The sequence below is a fragment of the Streptomyces sp. NBC_00322 genome (assembly GCF_036147535.1).
GTDB lineage: Bacteria > Actinomycetota > Actinomycetes > Streptomycetales > Streptomycetaceae > Streptomyces.
In genome coordinates this window covers 1,587,381-1,612,438 of record NZ_CP108019.1, presented here as the reverse complement: position 1 = coordinate 1,612,438, position 25,058 = coordinate 1,587,381, and the positions used below count along the sequence as shown (strand labels likewise).

The following is a 25,058-nucleotide window of genomic DNA, read 5'->3' as shown; positions in this document are numbered from 1 at the left end:
CGTGGCGCAAGCGCCGAAGCCGGCGTCAGCCAGGGCAGCGCCCAACTCGCCCCACCACGCTCCTGGAGCGGATGTCGCAGGTTCGAATCCTGCCGGGGAACCAGCGAAAAGGCCCCGGACCGATCTTGGTCCGGGGCCTTGACATCCGCGTCTGGGGGAGTACCGACGACCGCGCATCAGACCGCGCGGACCGAGGAGATGATGGAGGTCGGTCTTGTGCGCTGCTCTCGCGTACGGGTACAGCCAGTGCGGAGACCAGCTGCGCTCCGCACTGACTACGGCGCGAAGACCTGCTCCAGGCGGTGGATGGCGCCGTCCTTGCCGGTCTCGTACCTGAACACCAGGCCGGAGTCGGGGTGCGCATTGATCCAGTCGATCAGCTCCTGCACGCCGATCCGCTGGTTCTCACTGCTGTCGGTGATGGGGTTGGTGGCGGTGACATAGGCGGCCTGGTCGAGAGCCCAGCGGCTGTGCTCGCCTGTCACTACGAAGGGCGCGCCGTCAGTGTCCTTCCCCGGGCATCCCCAGGCCCCGTGCTCAATGACCAGGTTCACCTTCCCGGTGCTGCCGTCGAGTTCCTCGACTCGGTAGACCGCGATCTCGTCGGGGTCGACCTTGTCCGGGCTCGGCGGCTCGCCGGCGCAGTCGGCGGCGGGCGCGCTGGTCGCGGCTGATCCGGTGTGCTTGGCGCCGGGCTTGCCGGCGGGCGTGCCGCTGCCGCCCGCACCGGGCGACGAGGGGGCCGTGGTGCCCACGCCGGGCGTCGCGTCGGGCTTCCCGGCAGTCGTGCTTGGCGACGGAGTGGCCTTGGCTCCCGCGCTCGGCGTCGCGGCCGCCCCGGCGGCAGACGCGTCCTCCTTGCACCCGGTGAGCACAGCGGTCAGCGCGACGGCCGCGAGCGCGAGGGCAACGGGTCTGAGGCGGTTGGCATTCATCTGGACGTCCCCCTGTTCACGGGCGGCCCAATCGGCCGCTCCCCGAAGCGGGACCGTAGCAACGGCCTCGTCGCACCGCAGCACTGGAAGTCCTGGTGTCACAGAGCCGGGACAAGGCCGTCACGGGGCACGGACGGTGTGACCTGATGACTGCCCGGCCCCCGGCCCCCGGGCGCCCCGCCCCATCAGTGGTCCGAGCCCTTGCTCCGACGATGAGAGACCTGATCCCGTGCCGTGTGCCAACGTGACCGTGTCTGCTCGACCAGGCTGTCCCACTGCTGGCGGACCTCATGGTCGGAAGGGCGCCCGCCCTGGCGGATCCGGCTGAGCTCGTCTCGCACTTCTCGTCCTAGTGCAGCGGATGCGACAAGGACGAGCATGGCCGCGAAGAGGGCCGAGATCATCGCGAAGACGGCACCGAACACCCCGTAGCGTGAGACGGACGCGTTGAAGAGGCGCGGCAGGTAGACGGTTGCGCCCACGGAGTAGACCGCCGTCAGAATGGCTGCGGTGACGCCGAAGGGGATCAGGTCGAGCCAGGTGATCCGCTTCGCTGACAGGATCCAGCCGCTCCAGACAAGGAACACGGCGGTTACCGATGCCTCGCCGACCGCGGTCACCAGACCCAGCGCGCTCCCGTCATGAAATGTGGTGAGCCACCCGGTGACCACTGCGTAGCCACCAAGAGTGAGGATCCACCACAGGCCGTTTCGTGTGTTGCGCACGCTGAGGGGCTTGAGTTCCCATGTCTGTTCGAAGAGCCGCTGCGAGGCTCGTGCGAAGCTCAACGCCGAGATCGTCAGAAACACCACCCCGAAGATGCCCACGCTCGTGCTGGTGCTCTCGGCAGGGGAGAAGAGGGAGTTGACTGCCTCGGCGCCCGCCCCCGTGAGGCTGTAGCGCTTGATGATCCGCTCCGCGGAGTCGTAGTGGACGAAGTCGTCCAGGACGGCGCTGGCGAGGATGGTGAGCGGAACCAGAGCGGTGAGAGCGCTGGACGCCAGGGCCATCGAGCGGTCGAAACCAACGATCTTCTGAAACCGGTTGATGACTCGCAACGCGAAGGCGGGACGCAGCCAGAACGTCAGTGTTCTGACGAGACGCTCGCGATTGATCCTCGCCGTCCTGCCCTCCGTGAAGATCGGAACCTGTGTGGCGGCGCGAGCCTAACGGACGGTCATGGGGTCGATGACGGGCGACACGAATGTTTCGCTCAAAGGGCTGTGCGCGAGGCTCGACCTGGGTCGGTTGACAATTCCTGCTGACGTCGAGGGGAGCAATGTGAACGGCGCCGAGGCCGGGTCGAGGACGGCGCAGCCCAGGCTCCTCTTCACCTTCTCGACTCGTACGCACACTCCCCGTACGAGCTCACCCGCTGGACGGTATGAGTAACCCAACGTGAGCATGGGCTCGTTGTACACGCATAACGAGTGCGACAAGCGCGACAAGGGGGTCGCCACCCATGGCGAACAGCAGTGCACCCGAACAGTCCGACAGCCTCAAGGCGTTCGGAGCCGTCCTCAAGGTCTTCCGTGAGCGGGCCTCGCTCACACAGGAGCAGCTCGCGCCGCTGGTCTGCTACTCGCATGCCTGCGTGGCCTCGATCGAGCAGGGGCGCCGCATGCCGCCCGGCGACTTCGTCGAGCGGGCTGAGGAGGCGCTGGACTCGTTCGGCGTGCTGCGGGCAGTGGCCCAACATGTGTCGCGGCGGCCCGGCCTGGCTGCGTGGTTCCGGCTGTGGGCCCAGTTGGAGTCCGCGGCCGTCAGCCTCTGCACGTACGAATGCCGGGTGATGCCCGGCCTGTTGCAGACCGAGGCGTACGCACGAGCCGTGATGCTGAACGTTCCGCCGCCGCCCACCGAGGCGGAGGTCGAGGAGCGGATCGCCGCGCGGATGGAGCGACAGCAGCTGCTGACCCGTCAGCCACCCATCGCGTTCAGCTTCATCATCGAGGAGTCGGTGCTGCTGCGGCACACGGGCGGCGAGAGCGTCACACGGGAACTCCTCGACCACCTCATCGCCTGCGCCGAGTTGTGGAACGTCGAGCTGCAGATCATGCCGCTGCGACAGCCTCATCATGCCGGTACGGACGGCTCGATGCAGCTCCTCGAGACACCGGACAACAAGTGGCTGGGCTACTCGGAGGGGCAGAAGACGGGTCAGCTGAACTCCGACCCGAAAGCGGTCAGCGTAATGCAGATGCGCTATGCCAAGATGCGCTCACAGGCCCTGTCCCCGGCGGACTCGGCGGACCTGTTGACGCGGATGCGAGGAGCGCTATGAGCACCAACGACGAGCTCAACTGGTTCAAGAGCAGCTACAGCGGTTCTGAGGGCGACAGCTGCGTGGAGGTTGCGTGCCGGCCTGACGTCGTCCACGTCCGTGACTCCAAGGAGAAGGACGGGCCGCGGTTCGCGGTGTCTCAGGCTGCGTGGGTCGCATTCATCGAGTTCGCGGGAGTCTGAAGCGCCTGCGGGCGGTTGGAGGCGGGGGACAGTTCGGGCGACCGGCGGACTTCCGTAGCCGCCTCCCCGTCCCGCACCCGCCACAGCCACCTGATGTCCCGTCCGAACGACCACATCAGCAGCGCCAGCGCGGCGAAGACCGCTCCGAAAGCAGGCAGGACCGGCAGGATCCCCGCGCCCACCACCAGCAGCACGATCCCCTGCAGCGCGGCCACCGTCTTGCGGGCCGTGCTCGGCGGCAGGGCTCCGTTCAGCCACGGCAGCACCCGCGCCGCCGCGACGAACGCGTAGCGCATGGTGCCGATCAGCAGCACCCAGGGGCCCAGGGACGTGGCGACGTAGATGCTGAGCACCAGGATGAGGAACGCGTCGACCTCCATGTCGAAGCGTGCCCCCAGCGGGGACGACGTGCCGGTGTGGCGGGCGACCTTGCCGTCGACCGCGTCGAGGATCAAGGCGACCGTGGTGAGGGCGACCAGGACCGTGACCGGGGGCGGGCTTTCGAAGGAGTCCGCGACCAGCGCGGTCACGCCGCCGACGAGCGTCGCCCGGGCCAGGGTCACGCGATTGGCCGGTCCGAAGGACTCGAGCCAGGAGCGGCGCAGGGCGCGGGTGAGGGCGGCCCAGGTGGCGACCCCGAAGGCCAGGCCCGTCAGCCAGCCCGCCGGCCCCAGGCCGATGGCCGTGCCGAGCAGACCCAGCAGGGCGAGCTGTGCGCCCGCTCCCACGGCCGTCTCGTGCCGCAGCGGCCTCATGTCGTACGCGTTGTTCAAGGCCACCGTGCGCACCCTCCGGGTGAGTGACAGAGTCGATCATTCCCGCGTACCGTGGCCGCGGCTTCAGTGATCAGTACGTTAATCACCGCGCGATCGTTCAGGAGGATGCCGATGCAGCGCGCCGCCCGTGCCTTCTGGCTCCGCTCTCCCGGCCACGGCGAGATCCGGGAGGTCGCCCTGCCGGACCCCGCCGACGGCGAGGTGCTGGTGCGCACGCTCTTTTCCGGGGTGAGCCGCGGCACGGAGACCCTTGTCTTCCGCGGCGGCGTACCGGAGAGCCAGTACGGCGTGATGCGGGCGCCGTTCCAGGAAGGCGACTTCCCCGGGCCCGTCAAATACGGCTATCTCAACGTGGGTCTTGTGGAGGAGGGGCCGCGGGAGCTGGTGGGCCGTACGGTCTTCAGCCTCTATCCGCACCAGACGCGGTTCGTGGTCCCCGCGAGTGCTGTCACTCCAGTGCCGGACAGCGTCCCCGCCGCCCGGGCGGTACTGGCCGGGACGGTGGAGACCGCGGTGAACGCCGCGTGGGACGCGGCACCGATGCTCGGCGACCGCATTGCCGTCGTGGGCGCGGGCATGATCGGCGCCAGTGTCGCCGCCGTACTCGCCCGGTTCCCCGCCGTCCGCGTCCAGCTCGTCGACGCCAATCCCGCGCGGGCGGACATCGCCAGGGCGCTCGGCGTCGACTTCGCGCTCCCCGAGGAGGCCGCCGGCGACTGCGATCTCGTCGTCCACGCCAGCGCCACCGAGGACGGACTGGCGCGCTCACTGGAACTCCTCGCCCCGGAGGGCACGGTCCTCGAACTGAGCTGGTACGGCGACCGGCGCATCAGCCTGCCGCTGGGGGAGGCCTTCCACTCCCGCCGCCTCGTCGTGCGCAGCAGCCAGGTGGGCACGGTGTCCCCGGCCAGGGGTTCGCGCCGGACCTTCGCCGACCGGCTCGCGCTCGCGCTCGACCTGCTCGCCGATCCCGCCTTCGATGCGCTGATCACTGCGGAGTGTGCTTTCGACGAGTTGCCGGATGTGCTGCCGGGGCTTGCCTCCGGCGATCTTCCGGGGTTGTGTCTGCGCGTACGGTACGACCGCTGAACAGCGCGGACCGATCGGCCGTACTACAGGTCAGATGTGCCACCGCACCTGGAGGGTCGTCCTTTGTTCAGCATCACCGTCCGTGATCACATCATGATCGCTCACAGCTTCAGCGGCGAGGTCTTCGGACCCGCGCAGCGCCTGCACGGAGCTACGTTTCTCGTGGACGCCACCTTCCGCCGCCCCGAACTGGACGCCGACAACATCGTCGTCGACATCGGCCTGGCCACCCAGGAACTCGGCACCGTCGTCGGCGCGCTGAACTACCGCAATCTCGACGACGACCCCGACTTCGCCGGCATCAACACCAGTACGGAATTCCTGGCCAAGGTCATCGCGGACCGCCTTGCCGACCGGGTGCAGGCGGGGGCTCTGGGCGAAGGCGCCCGCGGCCTGGCCGGGATCACGGTCACCCTGCATGAGTCGCATGTCGCCTGGGCGAGTTACGAGCGATCGCTATGAGCCGCTCGGTGCACATCGTCATGCCCGGCGGGGTCGACGATCCGGCCGCGCCCAGTGGCGGCAACATCTACGACCGCCGCCTGTGCCGGGACCTGCCCGGCATCGGCTGGCATGTCCACGAGCACACCGTCGCGGGCGCCTGGCCCCAGGCCGGAGCGGACGCCCGCGCCGAGCTGGCCCGCATCCTGGCGAGGGCTGCGGACGGCGACGTCGTCCTCCTCGACGGACTCGTCGCCTGCGCCGTTCCCGACATCGTCGTCCCCGAGACCGGACGGTTGCGTATCGCGGTACTGGTGCACCTGCCGCTGGGCGACGAGACAGGGCTCGCACCGTCGCGGGTGACAGAGCTCGACGCTCTGGAGCGCAGGACCCTGCGCTCCGTGCCCGCGGTCGTGGCGACCAGCGAATGGGCGGCCCGCAGGCTTGTGGCCCACCACGGGCTCGACCCCGGCCGGGTCCATGTCGCCGCCCCCGGCGCCGACATCGAGCCCCCGGCCTCCGGCACCGACGGCGCCTCGCGGCTGATCTGCGTCGCCTCGGTGACCCCGCGCAAGGGGCAGCTCCGGCTGGTGGAGGCCCTGGCCGACGTCGCGGACCTGCCCTGGACGCTCGTGTGCGCCGGGGGCCTCGGCCAGGACCCCGCATACGTCGCCCAACTGCGCGCACTGATCGAAAAGTCCGGCCTCGACGGCCGGGTGCACCTCGTCGGGCCGCAGCGCGGCGCGGAGCTCGACGCGACCTACGCCGATGCCGACCTCCTGGTGCTCACCTCGTACGCGGAGACGTACGGCATGGCCGTGACCGAGGCGCTCGCCCGCGGCATTCCCGTACTGGCAACGGCCGTCGGCGGACTCCCGGAGGCTGTCGGGCACGCGCCCGACGGCACTGTGCCGGGCCTGCTCGTACGGTCGGAAGACGCCGGGGCGCTCGCGACGGCGCTGCGCCGCTGGTTCGGCGACTCCGCCCTGCGCGGGCGGCTGAAGGCGGCCGCGGGTGCCCGGCGCGCCGCGCTGGACGGTTGGGAGACCACGGCCCGCAATCTGGCGGGCGCTCTGGAACACGTCCGACTCGATCCCCGGAGGGCCGCGTGAATACGACCGACGCACCCCGTTACGCCCCCGAGTGGCTCGAGCTGCGGGAGGGCGCCGACGCCGCCGCCCGCGCGACCGAACTCCTCGATCCGCTGCGAGAGTGGCTGGCAGGCCACAAGGCAGGCGCTCTGGTGATCCGCGATCTCGGCTGCGGCACCGGCTCCATGGGGCGCTGGCTCGCACCCAGGCTCCCCGGCCCGCAGCACTGGATCCTGCACGACCACGACCCCGAACTCCTCCGCCTGGCGGCCGCTCACACTCCCCGTACGGCAGCCGACGGCAGCGGCGTCACGGTCACCACGGAACGGGGCGACATCGCCCACCTGACGGCTGACCTCCTGGCCAGTGCCTCGCTGGTGACGGCCTCCGCCCTGCTGGACGTACTCACCCGGGACGAGGTGGAGGCGCTCGCCCGGGCCTGCGCCGGGGCTCGTTGCCCGGCGCTCCTGGCGCTGTCCGTGGTGGGGCGGGTCGAGCTGACACCGGCCGAGCCGCTGGACGACCAGATCGCCGAAGCCTTCAACGAACACCAGCAACGCGACGGTCTGCTGGGGCCCGACGCACTCACCTTCGCCGCCGAAGCGTTCGTACGGCAGGGCGCGACGGTACGGATGCACGCCAGCCCCTGGCAGCTCGGCGCCGACGACGCGCTGCTGACGGCGCAGTGGCTGCGCGGCTGGGTCGGCGCCGCCTGCGAGCAGCGCCCCTCCCTGGCCCCCCGCGCCCAGGCGTATCTGCGCCGCCGCCTGGCGGCGTGCGCGGCGGGCGAGTTGACGGTGGTGGTGCAGCACAGCGATCTGCTGGCACTGCCCAGCGCGACGGGTGGCAATTCATGAGCGGGCGGACGAGAGCCCGCATCGGCACGCTCGCCGGAGCGGGCATCCTCGCGGTGCTGGTGTGGCGTCTTGGCACCGGCGCCTTCCTGGACGGGCTGCGCAGGATCGACGGACCGACCCTTCTGGCCGCCCTCGGGCTGGGCCTGCTCACCACCGTGTTCAGCGCCTGGCGCTGGCGCCTGGTGGCCCGCGGCCTGGACATCCGGCTGCCGCTGGGCAGGGCCGTCGCGGACTACTACCGGGCCCTGTTCCTGAACGCGGCGCTGCCCGGCGGCGTACTCGGCGATGTGCACCGCGCGGTACGGCACGGGCAGAACACCGGTGACATCGGCCGGGGCGTCCGCGCGGTCGTCCTCGAACGGACCGCGGGGCAGGTGGTCCTGATCGCCGTCGGCGGGGTGGTGCTGCTCGCCCAGCCGTCCCCGGCGCTGACGGCGGCCCGCCACCTCGCCACCGTGCCGGTTTTCGCCGCGGCCGTCGCCGTCGCGGGCGCACTGATGATCACGGTCGCCGTCCGGCTGCGCGGGAAGCCCGGCACCTCGCGATGGCACCGGGCGACCCGCACCGCGCTGGCCGAAGCACGCGTCGGACTGCTTGCCCGCGCCAGCTGGCCGGGAGTGGTGATCTCGTCCGTCGCGGTGCTGGCGGGGCATCTGGGAATGTTCCTGCTCGCCGCCCGGGCAGCGGGGTCAACGGCTCCGTTCGCCCAGCTGGCTCCCCTGATGGTGCTCGCCCTGCTCGCGATGGCGCTGCCGCTGAACGTAGGCGGCTGGGGGCCGAGGGAAGGCGTCACCGCCTGGGCGTTCGGCGCCGCCGGACTGGGCGCCGCCCAGGGCCTGACCGTAGCCGTCGTCTACGGAGTCCTCACCTTCGCCGCAAGCCTGCCCGGTATCGGCGTGCTCCTCGGCCCCTGGCTCGCACGTCTACGTCGCCCGCAGGTCGAGCTCGAAGAGCGTGTCCTCGCCGAGGAAGGCGCGTCGCACCGGTGGGCGAAGCGCGTCGCGCATCACCGGCCGGCCGGCGAAGCGCAGCCCGGGGACGCCGTCACCGATCAGGACCGGCGCCACGGTGACGTACAGCCGGTCAAGCGCCTGCTCGTGAAGGAAGCGCGACACGGTGACGCCGCCGCCCTCGATCAGCACCCGGCCAAGGCCGCGCCGCGCGAGCGAGTCCAGCAGGCGCCCCGGGGCGAACGCGTCCTGGTCCGGCAGGGTCAGAACCTCGACACCGTCGGGGACGGACTTGTCGCGGCCACTGTCGGCGCCCACCACCCACAGAGTGGGGGCTGACCCATCGGTGAACACCTGGCGCCCCAGCGGCACCCGGCCGCGCGGATCGAGGACGACGCGCACCGGGTTGGCCCCGGCGCAGGCACGCACGGTCAGCTGAGGATCGTCCGCGACGGCCGTGCCCGCACCGACGACCACCGCGTCGGCCAGCGCTCGCAGGTGGTGCAGATGGCTGCGGTCCTCCTCGCCGGTGACATAGTCGGCATCGCCCGTACGGGTCGCGATGAAACCGTCCAGGCTCTGCCCGAGCTGCGCGAACGCCACGCGCGGACCGGCCAGGCACAGCGGCAGATAGCGCTCCGCGAGCCACTCGGCCTCGGGCGAGGCGTCCTGCGTCCAGCGCCCGCCGCTCTTCGGGTCCAGGACCAGTCCCGCGGCCTCCGCGTCCGCCTCGGACCGTACGGCTCGCAACCGCATCCACGCCTCCGCCGCATCCAGCACACCACCGAGGTCGCTCATCGCGTCCCCCGCCCGGAGAGCAGCGAGACGTACTCACCGAAGGATTCGACAAGGGAGGCCAGCAGTTCCTTTCCCTTATCGGCGGATGCCATTGACGGACGGCCGATGACTCCGGAGTCCGTGTATGCCTCCATACCGAGAGTGAGGAGATGCTTACGGTCGTCGGCCAGGAAATCGGATGTCTCAAAGCCGGGGCGGACGAGTTCGGGATGGGCGTGCAACAGGATGGATGTCTCCACTTCCCCCGCGTGCATATCGCTGTGCGACGGGGTCTGCACACCGGCTCTGGCCCGGGCGGCGTCCCAGTCCGCCGTGCCCGGGAAAAGCGCCATGCGGATACCGTTGCTCTCGGATTCCTGAACCACATTGCGCAGAACGTAATTTCCGCCGTGCCCGTTGAGCAGAATCAGGGCGCCGATACCGGACCGGCTCAGCGAGTCGGCGATGTCCCGTACCACCGCGTTGAGGGTCGTCGCGGAAATGCTGACCGTGCCCGGCCAGGCGGCATGCTCGTGGGAGCAGGAGACGGTCAGCGGAGGAAGGTGGAGTACCGGATGAGCTGCGGCGACCTCGCAGGCGATGGTGCAGGCGACGACCGTGTCCGTCACCAATGGAAGATACGCACCGTGCTGCTCGAAGCTACCGATGGGAAGGATGGCGACATCGGCCCCCTCGGCCCTCACATCCTCCGTGGAGTGCAACGGCAACAGTCCCGCTGCCTGCCGTGGCGTTTCCGAACCGCTCATGTCTTTCCGGCCTTTCGTCGTTCGCTCTGCGCGCCGATGGTCGAACGTGATGAATCGGGCGCCCAGTTGTGCCCTTCGTCATTTTCCCTCACACCACCCGCAGTCTGCCAGATAGGATCGGGCGCATGACAGAAAGTGATGGCGCGTTCCGCGGAAGTGTTCGTCCATCAGGTGTCGAACGAGTGGTGGATGTGCAACTGTCCACCGTGCACGGCGATTTCGTCGCGATCGGCTACCTGGACCGCAATAGCGGCGAGGAACAAATGGTGCTGGTATTCGGCGATGTCCAGCGAGAAGGAGCACTTACCCGCGTGCATTCGGAGTGTCTGACCGGAGATGTCTTCGGCTCCAAACACTGCGAGTGCGGCGACCAACTGTCCGCCGCGCTGGGCGCCATCGTGCAGGAAGGGCACGGCATTCTCGTGTACCTCCAGGGCCATGAGGGGCGCGGAATCGGCCTGCTGGCCAAGCTCCGGGCGATGAAGCTCCAGGCGGAGGGCCTCGACACGGTCGAGGCGAATATCGCCCTCGGACTCCCGGTCGACGCCCGCGACTACCAGGTGGCGGCGGACATCCTGCACGATCTCGGCGTCCAGTCGGTGCGGCTGCTGTCGAACAACCCGCTCAAGCGCGAGGCGCTGCTGCGGCACGGCATCAAGATCGCCGATCTGGTACCCCTGCTGATACCGCCGCGCGCCGAGAACAGGTCCTATCTGTGGACCAAGCGGGATCGCCTGGATCACTACCTGCCGCACCTGGACGGCGTGGCCGACTAGTCTCGAGGCCGTGTGGTCAGCCGCCGACCGTGGTTGGCAAGGTGGCGTGAAACTGCCGATTGCACCGCGACCGGCGGCGGCCGGGCCGCGCAGGAGATCGCTGTATCGCGCGCCATGCGGTACGGGTCTTCCGGGCGCCCGGGCCCGAACAGGCTGAACGTAAGGCTGTGACGGCAGCGCAAGGTGTCCGGGTGGTCGGGGCCCATGGCGCGCTCCCGCGCGTCGAGCGCACTGTGGTGCACATCTGATGTGCCTCGAAGTGGCGGCCCAACTGGCCCAGCGCGTAGGCCATTTCCCGGCGTGCTGCGAGGTGTGCCGGGGTGATCGGCACCTGCTGATGCTCGCGCAAGGCGTCGGCAGGCCGCCCGGTGTGGGGGGCAAGACCCCGCCTTCTCCCGGCGCCGGAGCCTTCTCTGGAAGGCTCCGGCTCGTTTCGTCCACCTCACACTGCGTGCCCACGGGACTGCGAGATGTGTGATTTGCGTCCTTGACATACGCGCAATTCCACCGTCGTCGGGCACCCATACCTTCTGGCCATGGAAAACAACCTCGGGCGTAGAGGCTTCCTCCGCCTCTCTGGAACAGCCGCCCTTACCGCCTCGCTCGGCAGCGCGCTCACCGCGTGTGGATCGGCCGACAAGAAGTCCTCATCAGCCAAGCCCGGCCGTACCGTGCGACTTGGATTCATCGCGTTGACCGACTGCGCGCCCCTGGTGATGGCGGAGGAACTCGGGTACTTCGCCGAGCGTGACCTCAATGTTGAATTGATCAAGCAGGCATCTTGGCCCGCCACCCGGGACAACCTGCTCAACGGGCAGATCGATGCCGCACATGCCCTCTTCAGCCTCCCTCTGTCTGTTGCAACGAAGATCGCGGGCAAGGGTTCCACCGACCTCAAGATCGCCATGGTGCTGAACAACAACGGCCAGGCCATCACCCTCAAGAAGGACTTCGCCGATGCCGGCTACGCGGACCTGAAGGCCGCCAAGGCACTCCTTGAGAAGAAGTCCCCGACCCTGGCCATGACCTTCCCCGGTGGTACGCACGACACCTGGCTGCGCTACTGGCTCAAGGCGACCAAGGCCGATTCCTCGAAGGTCAAGATCGTTCCGATCCCGCCGCCGCAGATGGTCGCCAACATGAAGGTCGGCAACATGGACGGCTACTGCGTCGGTGAGCCCTGGAACGCCGTCGCCGTCAAGCAGGACATCGGCTTCACCCACATCACGACCCAGGACATCTGGCAGCACCACCCGGAGAAGGCCCTGGTCGCGGGCGCCAAGTTCGCCGCGGAGAAGAAGGACGTCCTGGCCGATGTGATGGGGGCCGTCCTCAAGGCGTGCAAGTGGCTCGACGACTTGGACAACCGGGCCAAGGCGGCGACGACGATCGGCGCCCCGCAGTACGTGAAGGCACCGGCCAAGGAGATCGAGGGCCGACTGCTCGGCAGCTACGAGCTGGGGGCGGACCTGGGCAACAAGAAGTTCAGCGGCGACCAGATGATGTTCTTCCGCGACGGACAGACCTGCGCGCCCCGGCGCGGGCACGCGATCTGGTTCATGAGCCAGTACCAGCGCTTCGGGCTCCTCAAGGAGGCGCCTCCGTACACCAAGATCGCTGACGAGATCATCCTGCGCGACCTCTACGAGGAGGTCGCCGCCAAGGAGGGCATCGACGTCCCGGCAGACGATATGAGCCCGTTCCACGTGAAGCTCGACGGCACGATGTTCGACCCCAAGAAGCCGCAGGAGGAGGCGAAGCGGCCATGACGAGCTCGCTGACGCATACGGACCGGGCAGAACCGGCTGAGACGGATGCCCAGCCCGAGCCTCCCGGCCCCCCCGCCGCCTCCCGATCGCCCATCGGCGGCGGTTGGGTGAGTCGGCTTGCCGAGCTGGGCCGCGGCATCGGATGGGCCGTGCTCGGTACCGCAATCGTGGTGCTGCTGTGGCAGCTGGCCGCATCCCGGTCCACCGACGTCCCGGCCCCGCTCGACGGGGCACGGACGCTGGTCGATCTGCTGGGGGATCCGTTCTACGACAACGGCCCGAACGACAAGGGGGTAGGTCTTCAGCTGGCCACCTCGCTGCAGCGGGTGTTCACCGGCTTCGCTCTGGCCGCCGTGGTCGGGGTGCTGGCAGGGCTCCTCCTCGGTGCGAGCCGCCGGGCCTGGCTGGCATTCAACCCGGTGGTGCAGGTGCTGCGTCCCGTGTCGCCGCTGGCCTGGTTTCCGATCTGGCTGGCCGTGTTCAAGGACGCCTCCCAGGCCTCGATATTCGTGATCTTCATTACCGCGCTCTGGCCCACGCTCATCAACACCGCGGCCGGTGCGGCGGAGATCCCTCACGATCACCGCAATGTCGCGCGGGTCTTCCGCTTCGGTCGCATCGCCTACCTGAGGCATGTACTTGTGCCGAACGCCCTGCCGTCGATCATCACCGGTCTGCGGCTGTCGATGGGCATCGCCTGGATGGTCATCGTGGCGGTCGAGATGCTCTCCGGCAATTCCGGGATCGGGTTCTTCGTGTGGGACTCGTACAACGCCGGCAACCTCAGCTCGGTCGTCGCCGCGATCGTCCTCATCGGTCTTGTCGGTCTGATCCTTGACGCGATCCTGGTACGGCTCTCGCGCAAGGTGGCCATCGAGGAGGTTAAGTCGTGACCGTCGAGATCCGCGGGGTGCACAAGTCGTTCCGCCGAAGGGGATCAGCCGCTCAGCATGTTCTACGAGGGGTCGATCTGACAGTCGAGGAGGGGGAATTCGTCTCCTTCATCGGCCACTCGGGCTGCGGCAAGTCGACGCTGCTCAATCTGGTCGGCGGACTTGACCGCCCCAACGCGGGGGAGATCGTCGTGGACGGTCAGGCCGTCACAGGGCCGGGTCCGGAACGGGCGATGGTCTTCCAGAACTACTCACTGCTGCCCAGGCTGAGCCTTCTCGCGAATGTGCGCGAGGCCGTCCGCGCGGCACGGCCGGACTGGTCGCGGACAAAGGCCGACGACATGGTCGAGCGGTATCTGACCGCCGTCGGGCTGTGGGAGCACCGCGACAAGCGCCCGGGCCAGGTGTCGGGCGGCATGGCTCAGCGCGCCGCGGTCGCCAGGGCCTTCGCCGTGGGACCCCGTACTCTGCTGCTGGACGAGCCGTTCGGTGCACTGGACGCGCTCACCCGCTCGCGATTGCAACAACAACTCGTCGAGCTGTGGGGCAACGAGTCGGAGACCGAGAAGGTGCTCATGGTCACGCACGGGCTCGATGAGGCCATTCTGCTCGCCGACCGGATCGTGGTCATGTCCAACCCGCCGCAGCCGTCGGTGCGCACGATCATCCCGGTGCCGATCCCGCGTCCTCGGGACCGCGCGACGATCACCAACCACCCGGCATACGCCGGTACCCAGGAGCAGTTGGCCGACCTGCTGCTCGCCGACAGCACGGCGGCCGCATAGCTCCGGCCGGTCCCAGGGCCGGTGCAGGTCTGCCGAGTCATCTTGGGGGTGAGGTGGCCGCGGGTGGTGGTCTCAGCCTGGTTCGCCTCCAAGCGGGTTGAGACCACCGCCCGCGGCCACCTCACCGAAGAACTCGGCATCGGGCACCGTCGCCGCTCCAGCCCGGTCCCGAACTGCTGTTGAATCACGTCATCTGGCGCCGTACGAGTTCGTGAAGGTGCCCGCCCGCATGGGCGAGCAGATCGGCCGGCCGGCCCTGCTCCACGATCCGGCCGTCCGACATCACGATCACGCGGTCGGCGTCCATCACGGTCGAGAGCCGGTGGGCGATCACGACGCGGCTCGCGCTCAGGCGGCGGGTGGACTCGATCACGATGCGCTGGGCCTCGTTGTCCAGCGCACTCGTGGCCTCGTCGAAGAAGAGGATGCGGGGGCGGCGGATGAGGGCCTGGGCGATCATCAGGCGCTGGCGCTGGCCGCCCGATATCGCGCCGCCGCCCGCGATCATCGTGTGCAGGCCCATCGGCATGCGCTTGATGTCCTCGGCCAGGCCTGCCATCTCGGCCGCCTCCCAGGCCTCTTCCTGGGTGAAGGCCTCGGTGCCGCAGATGCAGTCCAGGATCGATCCGGTCAGCGGCTGTGCGTTCTGCAGGACGACTCCGCACTGGCGGCGTACGGCGGCCTGGTCAAGGGCCGCCAGGTCCTGGCCGTCGTACAGGACACTGCCGGAGGTCGGCCGGTCGAAGCCGATGAGGAGCCGCAGCAGCGTCGACTTCCCGCAGCCGCTGGGGCCGACGATTGCCACGAACTCGCCCGGCCGCACCTGGAGGGACACGTCGTCGAGGACGAGCGGGCCGTCGTCGGCGTAGCGGAAGCTGAGCTTTCTGGTCTCGATCCCGCCGGACAGGGCGCCGGGCTGGGCGCTGGCCCCGCGGACCTCGGGGGCTTCGTCGAAGACCGGCCTGATCTGCTCGAACATGGGCAGTGCGGCGGCGGCCGACACGAGCACCCCCGACAGCTGGGTGACCGAGGTCAGCAGCATGGTCACGGAGGTGTTGAAGGTGAGGAACTCACCCGCCGACATGCTCCCGCGCGCAGGACCGGCCAGCAGCATGAACATGGTGAGCGAACAGAGCGGCAGATAGACCGCGTCGAGGACTGTCGTCAGGTTCTTGATCCGCCCCGCCCGCTGCTGGAGTTCCCGGGAGCGGGCGAACTCCCGCGCCCACGCGGCGTACGCGAAGCTCTCCGCCGCCGCGACCCTCAGCTTGGGCAGTCCGCGCAGGGTCTGGAAGGCCTGGTTGTTGAGTTTGTTGCCGAGCTCGACCAGCTCCCGCTGCCGGCGCAGCTGCCACAGTCCCATCCCGAGGAACACGGCTCCGATGACGACCAGCATGGCGATGGCCGTGAGTGCCAGCGGCACGCTGTAGCAGAGCAGCAGTACGAGATTCATCCCGCCGACCGTGCCGGCCTGCAGGGCCACCGGGCCGATGCCGGACAGCAGCCGCCGGACGGCGCTGACGCCCATCGCCGCGCTGGCCAGCTCGCCGATGGAGCGCTCAGTGAAGAACCGGGTCGGCAGCCGCAACAGCCGGTCCCACACGGCCGGTTGGAGCGCGCTCTCCATACGGCCCTCCATCCGCAGGACCGTGAGGTTCTGCAGCAGCATGAACGCGGCCGACACGATGCCGGCGATCATCACGGCCAGGGCGACCTGGACGATGAGGCTCTTCTCTGCGGTCGGTACGTACACGCCGAGCACCTGGCCGGTCGCGATCGGCACCAGCGCGCCGAGGGCGACGGTCACCAGTCCGCCGATCGCCAGATTGCGTACGTCCGATGCGGCACCGCGCAGACTGAAGCGAAGGAGGCGCCAGGGGGTCATGGGCCGTTCCGGCAACGGGCGGTAGAACATCACGGCGCGCGGCTCGAGTTCCTCCGCCCGGTTCTCGCCGATCCGGATGCGCAGGCCGGAGGCCGGGTTCACCGCCTCGTAGCGGCCGCGGCGCCACAGCAGGGCGACCGGCGCGCCGGACTTGGCCCAATGGCCCACCAGGGGACCGGTGTTCGTACGCGACCAGCGTCCCTCCAGCCGGACCGCGCGGGTACGGATCCGGGAGCCGGTCGCGATCCGCTCGACGGGACTGATGCGGTCGCCTGCCGGGCCGCTCTTCGGCGGCTCGGTGAGCGTGATCCCCGCGGCCTCCGCGACGCGTCGGCAGACGGCGAAGGTGGCGTCGTCGTCGGCTCCGTCCGCTCCGGCGGATGCGCGCCCGGCCCGCTCGGGCCTGCCGATGGAAGCCAGCAGTGCCTGGTCGGCCCGGGCCCGGACGGCCTCGCCCGCCTTGATGCCCGCGGCCGTACGGTCCTCGTGGGCGCGCTCAAGGGTCTCGATCCAGCGGTCCACCGCGGACAGCAGCCGGTACTGCTGGTTGACCATCTGCTGCCACAGCGCGGCGTCCACGAGCAGATCGCCCGCGGCCTCCGCGCTGTACATCGCGCCGTACTGGACACTGCCGGACGGGACCGGCATCCACAGGATGTCGTCGTCGGCCATGGCCTCGTCGGTGGCCCGGCCCTCCAGCGGAGCCTGGAACAGGACGCCGAGGCCACGTCCGGTGCCGAGGGCGAAGGCGTGCTCCAGCGGGGTCGGCGCCTCGTACCCCGTCTCGTAGCCGGTCCCGTGCCCCGTCGGATACTGGGAGCCGTACGCCGGGTACTCGCCGCTGTACTCCGGCCGGTACAGCTCCCGCAGCGGGATGCGGCGCAGCAGACAGTCCTGCGAGGGCCTGCCGAGCAGGGTGTGCCGGGGGCCCTCGACCGGGCCCAGCAGCAGGGTGCCCGCTTCCACGCGGCCGAGGAAGTGCCAGTGCCCCTGCTGGGCGGCGTCGACCGCGAAGAGATCCAGGGTTCCGCCGACGACGAGCCACAGCACGTGCGGCCCCTCCAGCGGCAGACTGCGCAGGCCGGTGCAGTCCACGGGCGCGCCCAGGCCGCCCAGGGCATGGGTCACCGCGTCGCTCTCGCCCGGTCCCACGACCGCGGCCGGGTGAACGGATGCCACGTCAGTGCTCCTTGACCAGCTGGGCGTACGCGCCCCCGGCGGCGACGAGGTCCTCGTGCCGGCCGCGTTCGACGACCGAGCCGTGGTCGAGCACGACGATCTCGTCGCTGTCGCGCACCGTGCTCAGCCGGTGGGCGATGACGACGCAGGCACACCCGCGGCGCCGCAGATTGTCGATGATGACCCGTTCGGTCTCGGCGTCCAGGGCGCTCGTCACCTCGTCGAGCACCAGAATGCTGGGCCGCCGCACCAGTGCCCGGGCGATCTCGAGCCGCTGGCGCTGACCGCCGGAGAAGTTGCGGCCGTCCTGCTCGACCCGGCTGTGGATGCCGTCGGGACGCCGTGCGATCACGTCGTAGAGTGCCGCGTCCTTCAGGGCGGTGACGACGGCGTCGTCCGGTATCGAGGGGTCCCACAGCGCCACGTTGTCCCGGACGGTGCCCTCGAAGAGGAAGACGTCCTGGTCGACGAAGGAGACCGATGCGGCAAGCGAGCTGCGGGAAATGTCCTCAAGTCGCTGCCCGTCGATGCGGATCGTCCCCTCCCACGGGCTGTACAGACCGGAGATCAACCGCGAGACGGTGGACTTGCCGCTGCCCGACCCACCGACGAGCGCGACCTGCCGGCCGGGTCCGACCGTCAGGGAGAAGTCGCTGAGCAGTGGCTTGTCGAGCGGGCTGTAGCCGAAGGTGATGTTCTCCAGGGACACATGGCCCTTGAGCCTGCGCGTACTCGCGTCGGTCTCCCGGCGCGAGTAGAGCGAGTCCACGGGGAAGCTCTCGACGTCCTTGAGGCGGGCCACATCGGCGGCGAAGTCCTGGATTCTGCCCGCGACGCCGTTGAGGCGTGTGATGGGCGCGGTGAAGCGGGTCACCAGCGCCTGGAAGGCGACGAGCAGACCGATCGAGATATGGCCCTCCACGGCCCGCAGACCGCCGATCCACAGGATCAGGGCGCTGTTGAGCGTAGCGAGGGTCGGTGCGACGACGGCCAGGACCGCGCTCGGCACGCCGAGCCGCTGCTGTTCCTCCAGTGTGGTCGCGTGCTGGCCCGCCCAGCGGCGGAAGTATCCGTTCTCGCCGCCGGTGGCCTTCATGGTCTCGATCAGCTGGAGACCGGTGTACGAGGTGTTGGTCAGCCTGGCGCTGTCGGCGCGCAGCTTCTGGGTGTGGGTGGCCCGCAGCCTGATCACGATGCGCATCGCGACCACATTGAGCAGGGCGATCCCTATCCCGATGACGGTGAGTTGAGGGTCGTACGTCCACAGCAGGAGGGCGTAAAGGATCACGACGACGCCGTCCACGCCCGCGGCGGCGAGGTCCCGGGCGAGTGTTTCGGCGACGGCGTCGTTGGACTGGAGGCGCTGGACCAGATCGGCCGGGCTGCGCTGCGCGAAGAAGGTGACCGGCAGCCGCAGCAGATGCCGCAGGAACCGGGCGCTGCTGAGCGTGGACGCGATGATGCGGCCGCGCAGCAGGTTCGCCTGTTGCAGTCCGGTCAGCACCGCGGTCAGCGCCACCATCGCCGCCATCGACGCGAACAGCGGTCCGAGCAGCGAGGTCTGATTGCCGATCAGGAACATGTCGATGTACGTACGGCTCAGCGCGGGCACCGCCGCGCCCACCGCGACCAGCAGCAGGCTCGCGAGCAGCGCCGCGAGCAGGGTGCCTGTCGTGCCGCGCAGCCTCGCGGGCATCGCGCGCATGATCCCGGGCTTGCGGCCGCCGCGGCGGAAGCTGCCGGAAGGCTCGAAGATCAGGGCGACGCCGGTGAAGCTGGTGTCGAAGTCCTCCGTCGCCACGAAGCGGCGGCCCTTGTCCGGGTCGTTGATGTGCACGCCCCGGCGGCCGAACCGCCTGCCCATGCCGTCGTAGACGACATAGTGGTTGAACTCCCAGAACAGGATCGCGGGCACCCGCATCTCGGCGAGTGCCGCGGGCTCCATCTGCATGCCCGTGGCCTGCAGTCCGTAACTGCGCCCGGCCTTCAGGATGTTGCTGGCACGCGAACCGTCGCGCGAGACGCCGCACGCGATTCGCAGCTCCTCCAGCGGTACGTGCCGTCCGTAGTGCGCGAGCACCATGGCGAGCGAGGCGGCGCCGCACTCCAGAGCCTCCATCTGAAGCACGGTCGGAGTGCGAACGGTCTTCTGCTTCGCGGGCTTCCTGGGCTTGGGAGCTCCCCGGCGAGCGCCGCCACGTCGTGGAGCGGGCGCGCTCTCCGGACGGTGCCGGCCGCGGCCCGCCGGCGGCAGTTGCTGCTGCGTGGTCATGGGAGCAGCCAATCGATCGGATGCTGCTGGGCCAGGCGGATGGAACCGGTGGCCAGGGTCATGGAGTCGACGGCGTACGCAGGGCCCTGCGAAGTGGACCAGGAGTAGCCGGACTTGGTGCCCGACGACGTATCGAGCTTCACCAGGACCGCGACGGGCTGGCCCGCCTTGGAGAACTGCTCGCCCAGCTGGCTGCTGCCGAGGAATCCGGTGATCCGCTGCCGGGTCTGGGCCGTCCGGCCGACCGTCTTCACCCGGCCGCGCAGCACTCCGTACTGCTGTGTGGGCACCGACTGGACCGTGAGATCCACCGTCGCACCCACGCGCACGGTGGACGCGCTCTCGGCAGGGACATACAGAACCGCCATCAAGGGGTCGTCGGCCTTCTCGACGCGCTCTACCGCCGCCATGTCCGCTCCGGTGGTGACCACCGAGCCGATCGTGGCGACCAGCGCTGTCAGCCGGCCCGCTGCGATCGTACGGACGACGGTGCTGCCCTGGGCCGTACGGACCTTCACCAGGGGAGCGTTGGCGGGAACCCTTGCGCCCTCCTCGGCCAGCACCTCGGTGACCTGGCCCGAGACGGGGCTCTGCAGAACATAGCTGCCCTGGGCGTGCGTGAGGATTCCGGGCGCGCCGAGCGTCGAGGTCACGGTGCCGGTCACGGCCCACACGGCCGCGGCGATCATGACGACGACCGTGACGGCGAGGACGAGCAGGCCGCGCGGCCGGGCGAAACGCACCGGCAGATCGATTTCCTCGGGCGACTGGAGTTTGGAAAGGGCCTGTTGGCGGAACTGCACGGACACTCCTCGGGGGGCGGCGACCGAATGCCCCGGACCCGTGGGGGATCCGGGGCACATGGCCCGGCCGGTCGACAGGGAGGGGAAGCCGACTGGCCGTAGTCACCGCAACTGCCTGTGCCGCCCAGCGACACAGAACCGGCTCAGAGACCGGCGGCCAGGCCCGTGACGCCGGAGGTGTTCAGGCCGGTGACGCCCTCGGCGGTGCCGACCAGGGAACCGACGGTGCCGGACGCGGCGTCGACGATGCCGGAGACCGGGACGAGCGAGTCGGCGGTGCCGAGGACGGCGCCCGCGGCCTGGCCCACCAGGCCGCCGGACACGTTGTCCAGGTCGGCGTCGGAGATTACCTGGGTCTCAACCTGGGGGGTGGAGTTCATGATGAGCTTCCCTTCGCATGGCTAACTCGAATTTCTGCGACCGGGTCTTTCGACTCTCCCGCAGTGCGAAGGATCAAAGCACGCAGGCGTGTTGCGCAGCTAATCGGACAGCGGCGGATCAGAGTGCTTCCGGTCCGCTGAATTACGCCGCGTGCACGGGCGTCCATGGGTTGGTGTCATCTTCTTCACGTATTCGCCGCGCCTCAATTCCGATGCCCGGGTGCCCTCTTGGCCGATGGGAGGACATTCCGCACCAAACGACGGACCGGCAGGTCAGCGCCGGGATGGGTGCCGGAGACTGTGTGGCGCCTGGGTATTCGGTGTGCAGATTCGCCGAAGAACGCTTGCTCGTGTCAGGTGGTGCATGCGCCGCAGGCGTCCATGTGTAGGGAGTGTTTCCGTGGGGTGTTCAGAGGGTGTTCAGTGCTGCAATCGGCACGGTATTACGGTGGAAATGGTCCGGCCCCCCGGAAGAAGCCGAGATAGTCGCATAACGGAAGTGCGCCCGACGCGAGCGGAATGGTCGATTCCGGCGCATACCTCGGCGTTTGGCGGCACTCGACCGGGCTTGGGCCATTGACAGTCTGACGATGCGTCAGGAACGGTGGTGGGTATGGCGATGATGCGTGCGCGTCTGATCGGTCTGCTCGTCCTCATGACCGCGTCCCTGACCACCGGGGGCGCCACGTCCGCCGCCGCGACCCCGCCCGGCTCGCTCTGGTTCGACGAGCAGGCCGCCGCCGCGTTCACGGTGGACCACGGCCGCTTCACCGACGGACTCGGCCGCGAGGTGGTGCTGCGCGGATACAACGTGTCCGGCGAGACCAAGCTGGAGGAGAACGGCGGACTGCCCTTCGCGTCCGTCGCCGACGCCGAGAAGTCCGCGATCGCGCTGCGCACGCTCGGCGGCGCCAACAGCGTCCGCTTCCTGCTCTCCTGGGCCCACGCCGAACCCGTCCGCGGCCAGGCGGACAGCGCCTATCTCGCCGCCGCCACCGAGCAGATGCGCGCCTTCCTCGCTGCGGGCATCCGCGTCTACCCCGACTTCCACCAGGACCTCTACTCCCGGTATCTGTTCAACCCGGGCAGCTGGTACTCCGGCGACGGAGCCCCCAAGTGGGCGGTCGAGGCCGGCGGCTATCCACGGGAGTCCTGCGGGATCTGCCTCTTCTGGGGCCAGAACATCACCCAGAACGAGGCTGTGAAGCGCGCGGCGTACGACTTCTGGCACAACCGCGGCGGCGTCCAGGACGCCTTCCTGGCGACCGCCCGGACCACCATGGCCTACCTCGCCGACCACCTCACCGACGCGGAGTTCGCGGCGGTCGCGGGCTTCGACCCGTACAACGAACCGCACGCGGGCTCGTACGAGACCGGCCAGACCAGCCGCGCGTGGGAGCGCGACCTGCTCTGGCCCTTCTACGAGAAGTTCCGCGCCCGCATGGACGCCGCCGGATGGCAGTCCAAGCCCGTCTTCGTGGAACCGAACCTCTTCTGGAACTCCAACCTCTCCTTCCAGAAGCAGGAGGGCGGCCTTCTCGACGCGGGCACCATCGGCCCGCGCTATGTCTTCAACACCCACTTCTACGACCAGAAGGCCATCTCCGGCGTCTTCATGTGGGGCAAGGCCGCCGACGGGCAGTACGCGCGCGACTTCGGTGCCGTCCGCGACCGCGCGGCGGGTGCCGGAACGGCGACGGTCGTCAGTGAGTTCGGCCATCCCCTGACCGGCACGGTCTCCGACAAGGCCCCGACCGTCTACAAGGCGATGTACCAGGCCCTGGACTCCCGGCTGCCCGGCGCCACCTGGTGGTCCCGACCAGGGGACTCGGGCCCTGTCCTGTCCGGTACGCAATGGCAGTGGGACATCTACAACGGCCGCCACCACGAGCTGATGAACGGCAACCCCGACAAGGTCCGCACCACCGGCGACGCCTGGAACGACGAGGACCTCTCCGCCGTACGCCTCGACGACTCCGGGACGCCGGTCCTGCGGCAGGACGCCAGACTGCTGGACCGCCTCTACCCCAGCGCCACGGCGGGCCGCGCCCTCGCCTTCACCTACGAGGACCGCTCACGGGACGGATCGGCCACCCTCACCTGGAATCCCGTACCGAAGTCGCTCCCGCACGTCTCCGAGCTCGTCGGCTCCGGGCAGTACGGCCTCCTGCTGTGGCGCTCGGACGGCGGCTCCGCCCCCACCGAACTCCACCTCCCGGCCTCCTTCGAGACCTCCCGGACCACCGTCGTCTCCGACCTCGGCACGGTCAGCGGCCTGCCGCCGTACGGGGCGGATGTGCCGATCGCGGTGGCCCCGGAACCGGGCGGGACGGGCAGCCGCCGCCTGCTGCTCACGGCCGGGAGGGCTGACGCTCCGCACTACGCGCTCGTCACCAACGGGGCGACGGCGCCGTCGTCGGAGCTGCTGAGTGCGGCGCGGGCGGAACTGGCGGGGTGGGCGGCGGGGGACGAGTGAGGCCCCGCCCCGCTCGCCAGTTGCTGCCCTCGGGCCCGACGACATCACGCACAAGTTCCCCGGAGAATACGACGACCACATCCGGAGATGGTGGAGGGCCTGAAGGGTAGTCGCCGTAGTCGGGCTACCGGCCTTCCTCCTTCGCCTTGCGGCTGCGGTAGGTGCGCATGGCGACCTGGGCTCCGCATCGATTCGGGCTGCAGTAGGCCGCGGAGGAGTTGCGTGTCCGGTCGTAGAACCCGAGGTGGCACGGCGGGTTCCGGCATGCCTTGAGTCGCATCCAGGAGCCGCGCAGGGCTACATCGGATGCGGCGGCGAGCATCTTTGCGAGCGCGCCCGGTACGCCGCTCTGGGTGGGCGCGAGGTGTACGCCGGAGGCGGTGATGACAGGAGCCAGGGGATACAGCTCCGCACTGCGGCGCAGATACTCCTCGGCTCCGGCTCGGCCCGCCTCGTCCTGCTCGCCCGTATGGGCGAGCAGGACGAGGACCAAGGCGTCCCTCAGCTCACGGGCGGCGGCGGCATCGGCATCCGTGACCAACGATGGGGAGTCGATCAGGTCCTCCTTCCGCAACCACCGAGAAAAGGCGGCACCGTCGAGGAGTTCCTCACGACTGCCGTCGATCGCACGGGTGTTGACGAAGGTGAGTACGACCTCCGCCGCCGCCGAAGGGCTGAGCGTCGTCCGGCTTGCATCCATGGCCATGAAGACCACAGTACCCGAGGCGAGTGAGGCGTCATTGCTTACAGGCATAGACATAGGGGTGCTGGTTCACTTGCGAGTTAGGAGCTAAGTGCTTATGGTCCTAACCATGACGAACGACAGTGACACCTCGAACACTGCCCGCACCTGGTTCATCACCGGCTCCTCTCAGGGCCTCGGTCGCGCACTGGCGATCACCGCCCTCGACCGCGGCGACCGCGTCGCGGCCACTGCCCGCCGCACGGAGTCGCTCGCCGACCTCGTCGACCGCTACCCCGGCCAGGCCATCGCGCTCGAACTGGACGTCCGAGACGAAAGCGCGGCCCACCGCGCCGTCGAGCAGACCCTCGCCGCCTTCGGTCGCATCGACGTGGTCGCCAATATCGCGGGATACGGACTGTTCGGCGCCGTCGAGGAGGCGACCGACGCACAGGCCAGGGCCATCTTCGACACCAACGTCTTCGGCCCGCTGAATGTGCTGCGCGCGACGCTGCCCGTCCTGCGAGGGCAGCGATCGGGCCACATCCTCCAGGGATCCTCGCTCTACGGGCAGTTGGCGCACCCAGGCGTCGGCCTGCTGGCCGCCGGCAAGTACGCGCTCGAAGGGCTCTCCGACGCCCTGGCTGCCGAGCTCGCCCCCCTGGACATCAAGCTCACCCTGATCGAGCCGGGCTACATGGGGACCGGTTTCCTGTCCCACCTGGTCTTCGCCGAACCCGCCCCCGACTACGACCGGACCGTGCGCGCCGTCCAGAGCTCGCTCGGTGAACTGTCCCCTGAAGCGTTCCTCGATCCCGCCCGAGTCGCCGCGGCCGTCGTCACCGCCGTCGACGCCAAGCAGCCGCCGCTGCGTCTCGCCCTGGGACGCGCGGCGGAGGACGACATTCGCGGCGCCCTCGCCGCACGCGTACGCGAACTGGACGACTGGACCGGTGTCACCCGGGGCGTGGACGCCGCTCTCCAAGAGTCCTGACCAATCGGGCCTGGC

At 69.5% G+C, this 25,058-nt stretch carries 22 protein-coding genes and 2 pseudogenes; 13 read left to right on the top strand and 11 right to left on the bottom strand.

What is annotated here, in order from left to right; genetic code table 11:
- Positions 1-275: 275 nt before the first annotated feature.
- Positions 276-935, bottom strand: coding sequence for a hypothetical protein (locus OG905_RS07310; protein ID WP_328666843.1), 660 nt, complete (start codon positions 933-935; stop codon positions 276-278).
- A 185-nt stretch (positions 936-1,120) separates the two neighbouring features.
- A complete protein-coding gene (locus tag OG905_RS07305; protein ID WP_328666841.1) occupies positions 1,121-1,945 on the bottom strand; it encodes a hypothetical protein in 825 nt (274 codons plus the stop codon).
- Between the two features lie 452 nt (positions 1,946-2,397).
- Here OG905_RS07305 and OG905_RS07300 point away from each other — a divergent pair, with 452 nt between their 5' ends.
- Together OG905_RS07300 and OG905_RS07295 are read left to right on the top strand one after the other, a co-directional pair.
- Positions 2,398-3,219, top strand: a complete 822-nt coding sequence (locus OG905_RS07300; protein ID WP_328666839.1) for a helix-turn-helix domain-containing protein — start codon at positions 2,398-2,400, stop codon at positions 3,217-3,219.
- Positions 3,216-3,401, top strand: coding sequence for a DUF397 domain-containing protein (locus OG905_RS07295; RefSeq protein WP_328666837.1), 186 nt, complete (start codon positions 3,216-3,218; stop codon positions 3,399-3,401). Before OG905_RS07300 ends, OG905_RS07295 begins: the two co-directional genes overlap by 4 nt.
- On the opposite strand, the gene OG905_RS07290 is transcribed toward OG905_RS07295, so the two are convergent.
- Positions 3,359-4,180 (bottom strand): CDP-alcohol phosphatidyltransferase family protein, encoded by an 822-nt coding sequence (locus OG905_RS07290; protein ID WP_328666835.1) that lies wholly within the window; start codon positions 4,178-4,180, stop codon positions 3,359-3,361. The two genes, OG905_RS07295 and OG905_RS07290, sit on opposite strands and share 43 nt — an antisense overlap.
- A gap of 108 nt (positions 4,181-4,288) precedes the next feature.
- Here OG905_RS07290 and OG905_RS07285 point away from each other — a divergent pair, with 108 nt between their 5' ends.
- The 5 genes and pseudogenes from OG905_RS07285 to OG905_RS07265 form a co-directional block, all read left to right on the top strand.
- Positions 4,289-5,266 (top strand): 3-hydroxyacyl-CoA dehydrogenase NAD-binding domain-containing protein, encoded by a 978-nt coding sequence (locus OG905_RS07285; RefSeq protein WP_328666833.1) that lies wholly within the window; start codon positions 4,289-4,291, stop codon positions 5,264-5,266.
- Between the two features lie 63 nt (positions 5,267-5,329).
- Positions 5,330-5,728: a 6-pyruvoyl trahydropterin synthase family protein gene (locus OG905_RS07280; RefSeq protein WP_328666831.1), complete on the top strand. Its 399-nt coding sequence runs from the start codon at positions 5,330-5,332 to the stop codon at positions 5,726-5,728.
- Positions 5,725-6,819 carry a glycosyltransferase family 4 protein gene (locus tag OG905_RS07275; protein ID WP_328666829.1) on the top strand — a complete coding sequence of 365 codons (1,095 nt, stop codon included), beginning with the start codon at positions 5,725-5,727 and terminating at the stop codon, positions 6,817-6,819. The genes OG905_RS07280 and OG905_RS07275 overlap by 4 nt, the downstream gene beginning before the upstream one ends.
- Entirely contained in the window at positions 6,747-7,655 is a 909-nt protein-coding gene (locus OG905_RS07270; protein ID WP_443043903.1) for a class I SAM-dependent methyltransferase, read from the top strand. Before OG905_RS07275 ends, OG905_RS07270 begins: the two co-directional genes overlap by 73 nt.
- Positions 7,652-8,584 (top strand): annotated as a pseudogene (locus tag OG905_RS07265) (lysylphosphatidylglycerol synthase transmembrane domain-containing protein); the annotation flags it as partial. The gene OG905_RS07270 and the pseudogene OG905_RS07265, both read left to right, overlap by 4 nt.
- On the opposite strand, the gene OG905_RS07260 reads toward OG905_RS07265, so the two are convergent.
- Both OG905_RS07260 and OG905_RS07255 read right to left on the bottom strand, forming a co-directional pair.
- The gene (locus OG905_RS07260; protein ID WP_328682092.1) at positions 8,579-9,361 is read right to left on the bottom strand and encodes a RibD family protein; all 783 of its coding nucleotides are present in this window, start codon (positions 9,359-9,361) and stop codon (positions 8,579-8,581) included. The pseudogene OG905_RS07265 and the gene OG905_RS07260 sit on opposite strands and share 6 nt — an antisense overlap.
- A 38-nt stretch (positions 9,362-9,399) precedes the next feature.
- Positions 9,400-10,149, bottom strand: a complete 750-nt coding sequence (locus OG905_RS07255) for a creatininase family protein (protein ID WP_328666825.1) — start codon at positions 10,147-10,149, stop codon at positions 9,400-9,402.
- A 125-nt stretch (positions 10,150-10,274) separates the two neighbouring features.
- On the opposite strand from OG905_RS07255, the gene ribA reads away from it, so the two are divergent.
- Positions 10,275-10,925 (top strand): GTP cyclohydrolase II, encoded by a 651-nt coding sequence (ribA, locus tag OG905_RS07250; protein ID WP_328666823.1) that lies wholly within the window; start codon positions 10,275-10,277, stop codon positions 10,923-10,925.
- A 98-nt stretch (positions 10,926-11,023) separates the two neighbouring features.
- Here the strand turns inward: ribA and OG905_RS07245 are convergent.
- A pseudogene (locus OG905_RS07245) lies at positions 11,024-11,295 on the bottom strand (tetratricopeptide repeat protein); the annotation flags it as partial.
- Between the two features lie 166 nt (positions 11,296-11,461).
- Between OG905_RS07245 and OG905_RS07240 the strand changes: the two are divergent.
- The 3 genes from OG905_RS07240 to OG905_RS07230 are packed head-to-tail and all read left to right on the top strand — an operon-like array spanning position 11,462 to position 14,372.
- Entirely contained in the window at positions 11,462-12,694 is a 1,233-nt protein-coding gene (locus OG905_RS07240; protein WP_328666821.1) for a CmpA/NrtA family ABC transporter substrate-binding protein, read from the top strand.
- Positions 12,691-13,587 carry a nitrate ABC transporter permease gene (ntrB, locus tag OG905_RS07235; RefSeq protein WP_328666820.1) on the top strand — a complete coding sequence of 299 codons (897 nt, stop codon included), beginning with the start codon at positions 12,691-12,693 and terminating at the stop codon, positions 13,585-13,587. The genes OG905_RS07240 and ntrB overlap by 4 nt, the downstream gene beginning before the upstream one ends.
- Complete coding sequence (locus OG905_RS07230; RefSeq protein ID WP_328666819.1) at positions 13,584-14,372, top strand: ABC transporter ATP-binding protein; 789 nt, start codon at positions 13,584-13,586, stop codon at positions 14,370-14,372. Before ntrB ends, OG905_RS07230 begins: the two co-directional genes overlap by 4 nt.
- 184 nt (positions 14,373-14,556) lie before the next feature.
- On the opposite strand, the gene OG905_RS07225 is transcribed toward OG905_RS07230, so the two are convergent.
- The 4 genes from OG905_RS07225 to OG905_RS07210 form a co-directional block, all read right to left on the bottom strand.
- Positions 14,557-17,436 carry an NHLP bacteriocin export ABC transporter permease/ATPase subunit gene (locus OG905_RS07225; RefSeq protein ID WP_328666818.1) on the bottom strand — a complete coding sequence of 960 codons (2,880 nt, stop codon included), beginning with the start codon at positions 17,434-17,436 and terminating at the stop codon, positions 14,557-14,559.
- Position 17,437: 1 nt separating this feature from the next.
- Positions 17,438-19,708, bottom strand: a complete 2,271-nt coding sequence (locus OG905_RS07220; RefSeq protein WP_328666817.1) for an NHLP family bacteriocin export ABC transporter peptidase/permease/ATPase subunit — start codon at positions 19,706-19,708, stop codon at positions 17,438-17,440.
- Positions 19,705-20,511 (bottom strand): HlyD family efflux transporter periplasmic adaptor subunit, encoded by an 807-nt coding sequence (locus OG905_RS07215; protein ID WP_328666816.1) that lies wholly within the window; start codon positions 20,509-20,511, stop codon positions 19,705-19,707. The genes OG905_RS07220 and OG905_RS07215 overlap by 4 nt, the downstream gene beginning before the upstream one ends.
- A gap of 143 nt (positions 20,512-20,654) precedes the next feature.
- Positions 20,655-20,891, bottom strand: coding sequence for a type A2 lantipeptide (locus OG905_RS07210; protein WP_328666815.1), 237 nt, complete (start codon positions 20,889-20,891; stop codon positions 20,655-20,657).
- Between the two features lie 613 nt (positions 20,892-21,504).
- Here OG905_RS07210 and OG905_RS07205 point away from each other — a divergent pair.
- Positions 21,505-23,367 carry a cellulase family glycosylhydrolase gene (locus OG905_RS07205; protein WP_328666814.1) on the top strand — a complete coding sequence of 621 codons (1,863 nt, stop codon included), beginning with the start codon at positions 21,505-21,507 and terminating at the stop codon, positions 23,365-23,367.
- Between the two features lie 124 nt (positions 23,368-23,491).
- Here OG905_RS07205 and OG905_RS07200 read toward each other — a convergent pair whose 3' ends face one another.
- Complete coding sequence (locus OG905_RS07200) at positions 23,492-24,073, bottom strand: CGNR zinc finger domain-containing protein (RefSeq protein ID WP_328666813.1); 582 nt, start codon at positions 24,071-24,073, stop codon at positions 23,492-23,494.
- 106 nt (positions 24,074-24,179) lie between these two features.
- Between OG905_RS07200 and OG905_RS07195 the strand changes: the two genes are divergently transcribed.
- A complete protein-coding gene (locus OG905_RS07195; RefSeq protein WP_328666812.1) occupies positions 24,180-25,043 on the top strand; it encodes an SDR family NAD(P)-dependent oxidoreductase in 864 nt (287 codons plus the stop codon).
- Positions 25,044-25,058 lie beyond the last annotated feature (15 nt).

Bases quoted from the DNA above. Each gene is read 5' to 3' on its own strand.
- OG905_RS07310 (WP_328666843.1), bottom strand. From the start codon at position 935: ATGAATGCCAACCGCCTCAGACCCGTTGCCCTCGCGCTCGCGGCCGTC.
- OG905_RS07305 (WP_328666841.1), bottom strand. From the start codon at position 1,945: ATGGCCCTGGCGTCCAGCGCTCTCACCGCTCTGGTTCCGCTCACCATC.
- OG905_RS07300 (WP_328666839.1), top strand. From the start codon at position 2,398: ATGGCGAACAGCAGTGCACCCGAACAGTCCGACAGCCTCAAGGCGTTC.
- OG905_RS07295 (WP_328666837.1), top strand. From the start codon at position 3,216: ATGAGCACCAACGACGAGCTCAACTGGTTCAAGAGCAGCTACAGCGGT.
- OG905_RS07285 (WP_328666833.1), top strand. From the start codon at position 4,289: ATGCAGCGCGCCGCCCGTGCCTTCTGGCTCCGCTCTCCCGGCCACGGC.
- OG905_RS07275 (WP_328666829.1), top strand. From the start codon at position 5,725: ATGAGCCGCTCGGTGCACATCGTCATGCCCGGCGGGGTCGACGATCCG.
- OG905_RS07260 (WP_328682092.1), bottom strand. From the start codon at position 9,361: ATGCGGTTGCGAGCCGTACGGTCCGAGGCGGACGCGGAGGCCGCGGGA.
- OG905_RS07255 (WP_328666825.1), bottom strand. From the start codon at position 10,149: ATGAGCGGTTCGGAAACGCCACGGCAGGCAGCGGGACTGTTGCCGTTG.
- ribA (WP_328666823.1), top strand. From the start codon at position 10,275: ATGACAGAAAGTGATGGCGCGTTCCGCGGAAGTGTTCGTCCATCAGGT.
- OG905_RS07240 (WP_328666821.1), top strand. From the start codon at position 11,462: ATGGAAAACAACCTCGGGCGTAGAGGCTTCCTCCGCCTCTCTGGAACA.
- ntrB (WP_328666820.1), top strand. From the start codon at position 12,691: ATGACGAGCTCGCTGACGCATACGGACCGGGCAGAACCGGCTGAGACG.
- OG905_RS07220 (WP_328666817.1), bottom strand. From the start codon at position 19,708: ATGACCACGCAGCAGCAACTGCCGCCGGCGGGCCGCGGCCGGCACCGT.
- OG905_RS07210 (WP_328666815.1), bottom strand. From the start codon at position 20,891: ATGAACTCCACCCCCCAGGTTGAGACCCAGGTAATCTCCGACGCCGAC.
- OG905_RS07205 (WP_328666814.1), top strand. From the start codon at position 21,505: ATGGCGATGATGCGTGCGCGTCTGATCGGTCTGCTCGTCCTCATGACC.
- OG905_RS07200 (WP_328666813.1), bottom strand. From the start codon at position 24,073: ATGGCCATGGATGCAAGCCGGACGACGCTCAGCCCTTCGGCGGCGGCG.
- OG905_RS07195 (WP_328666812.1), top strand. From the start codon at position 24,180: ATGACGAACGACAGTGACACCTCGAACACTGCCCGCACCTGGTTCATC.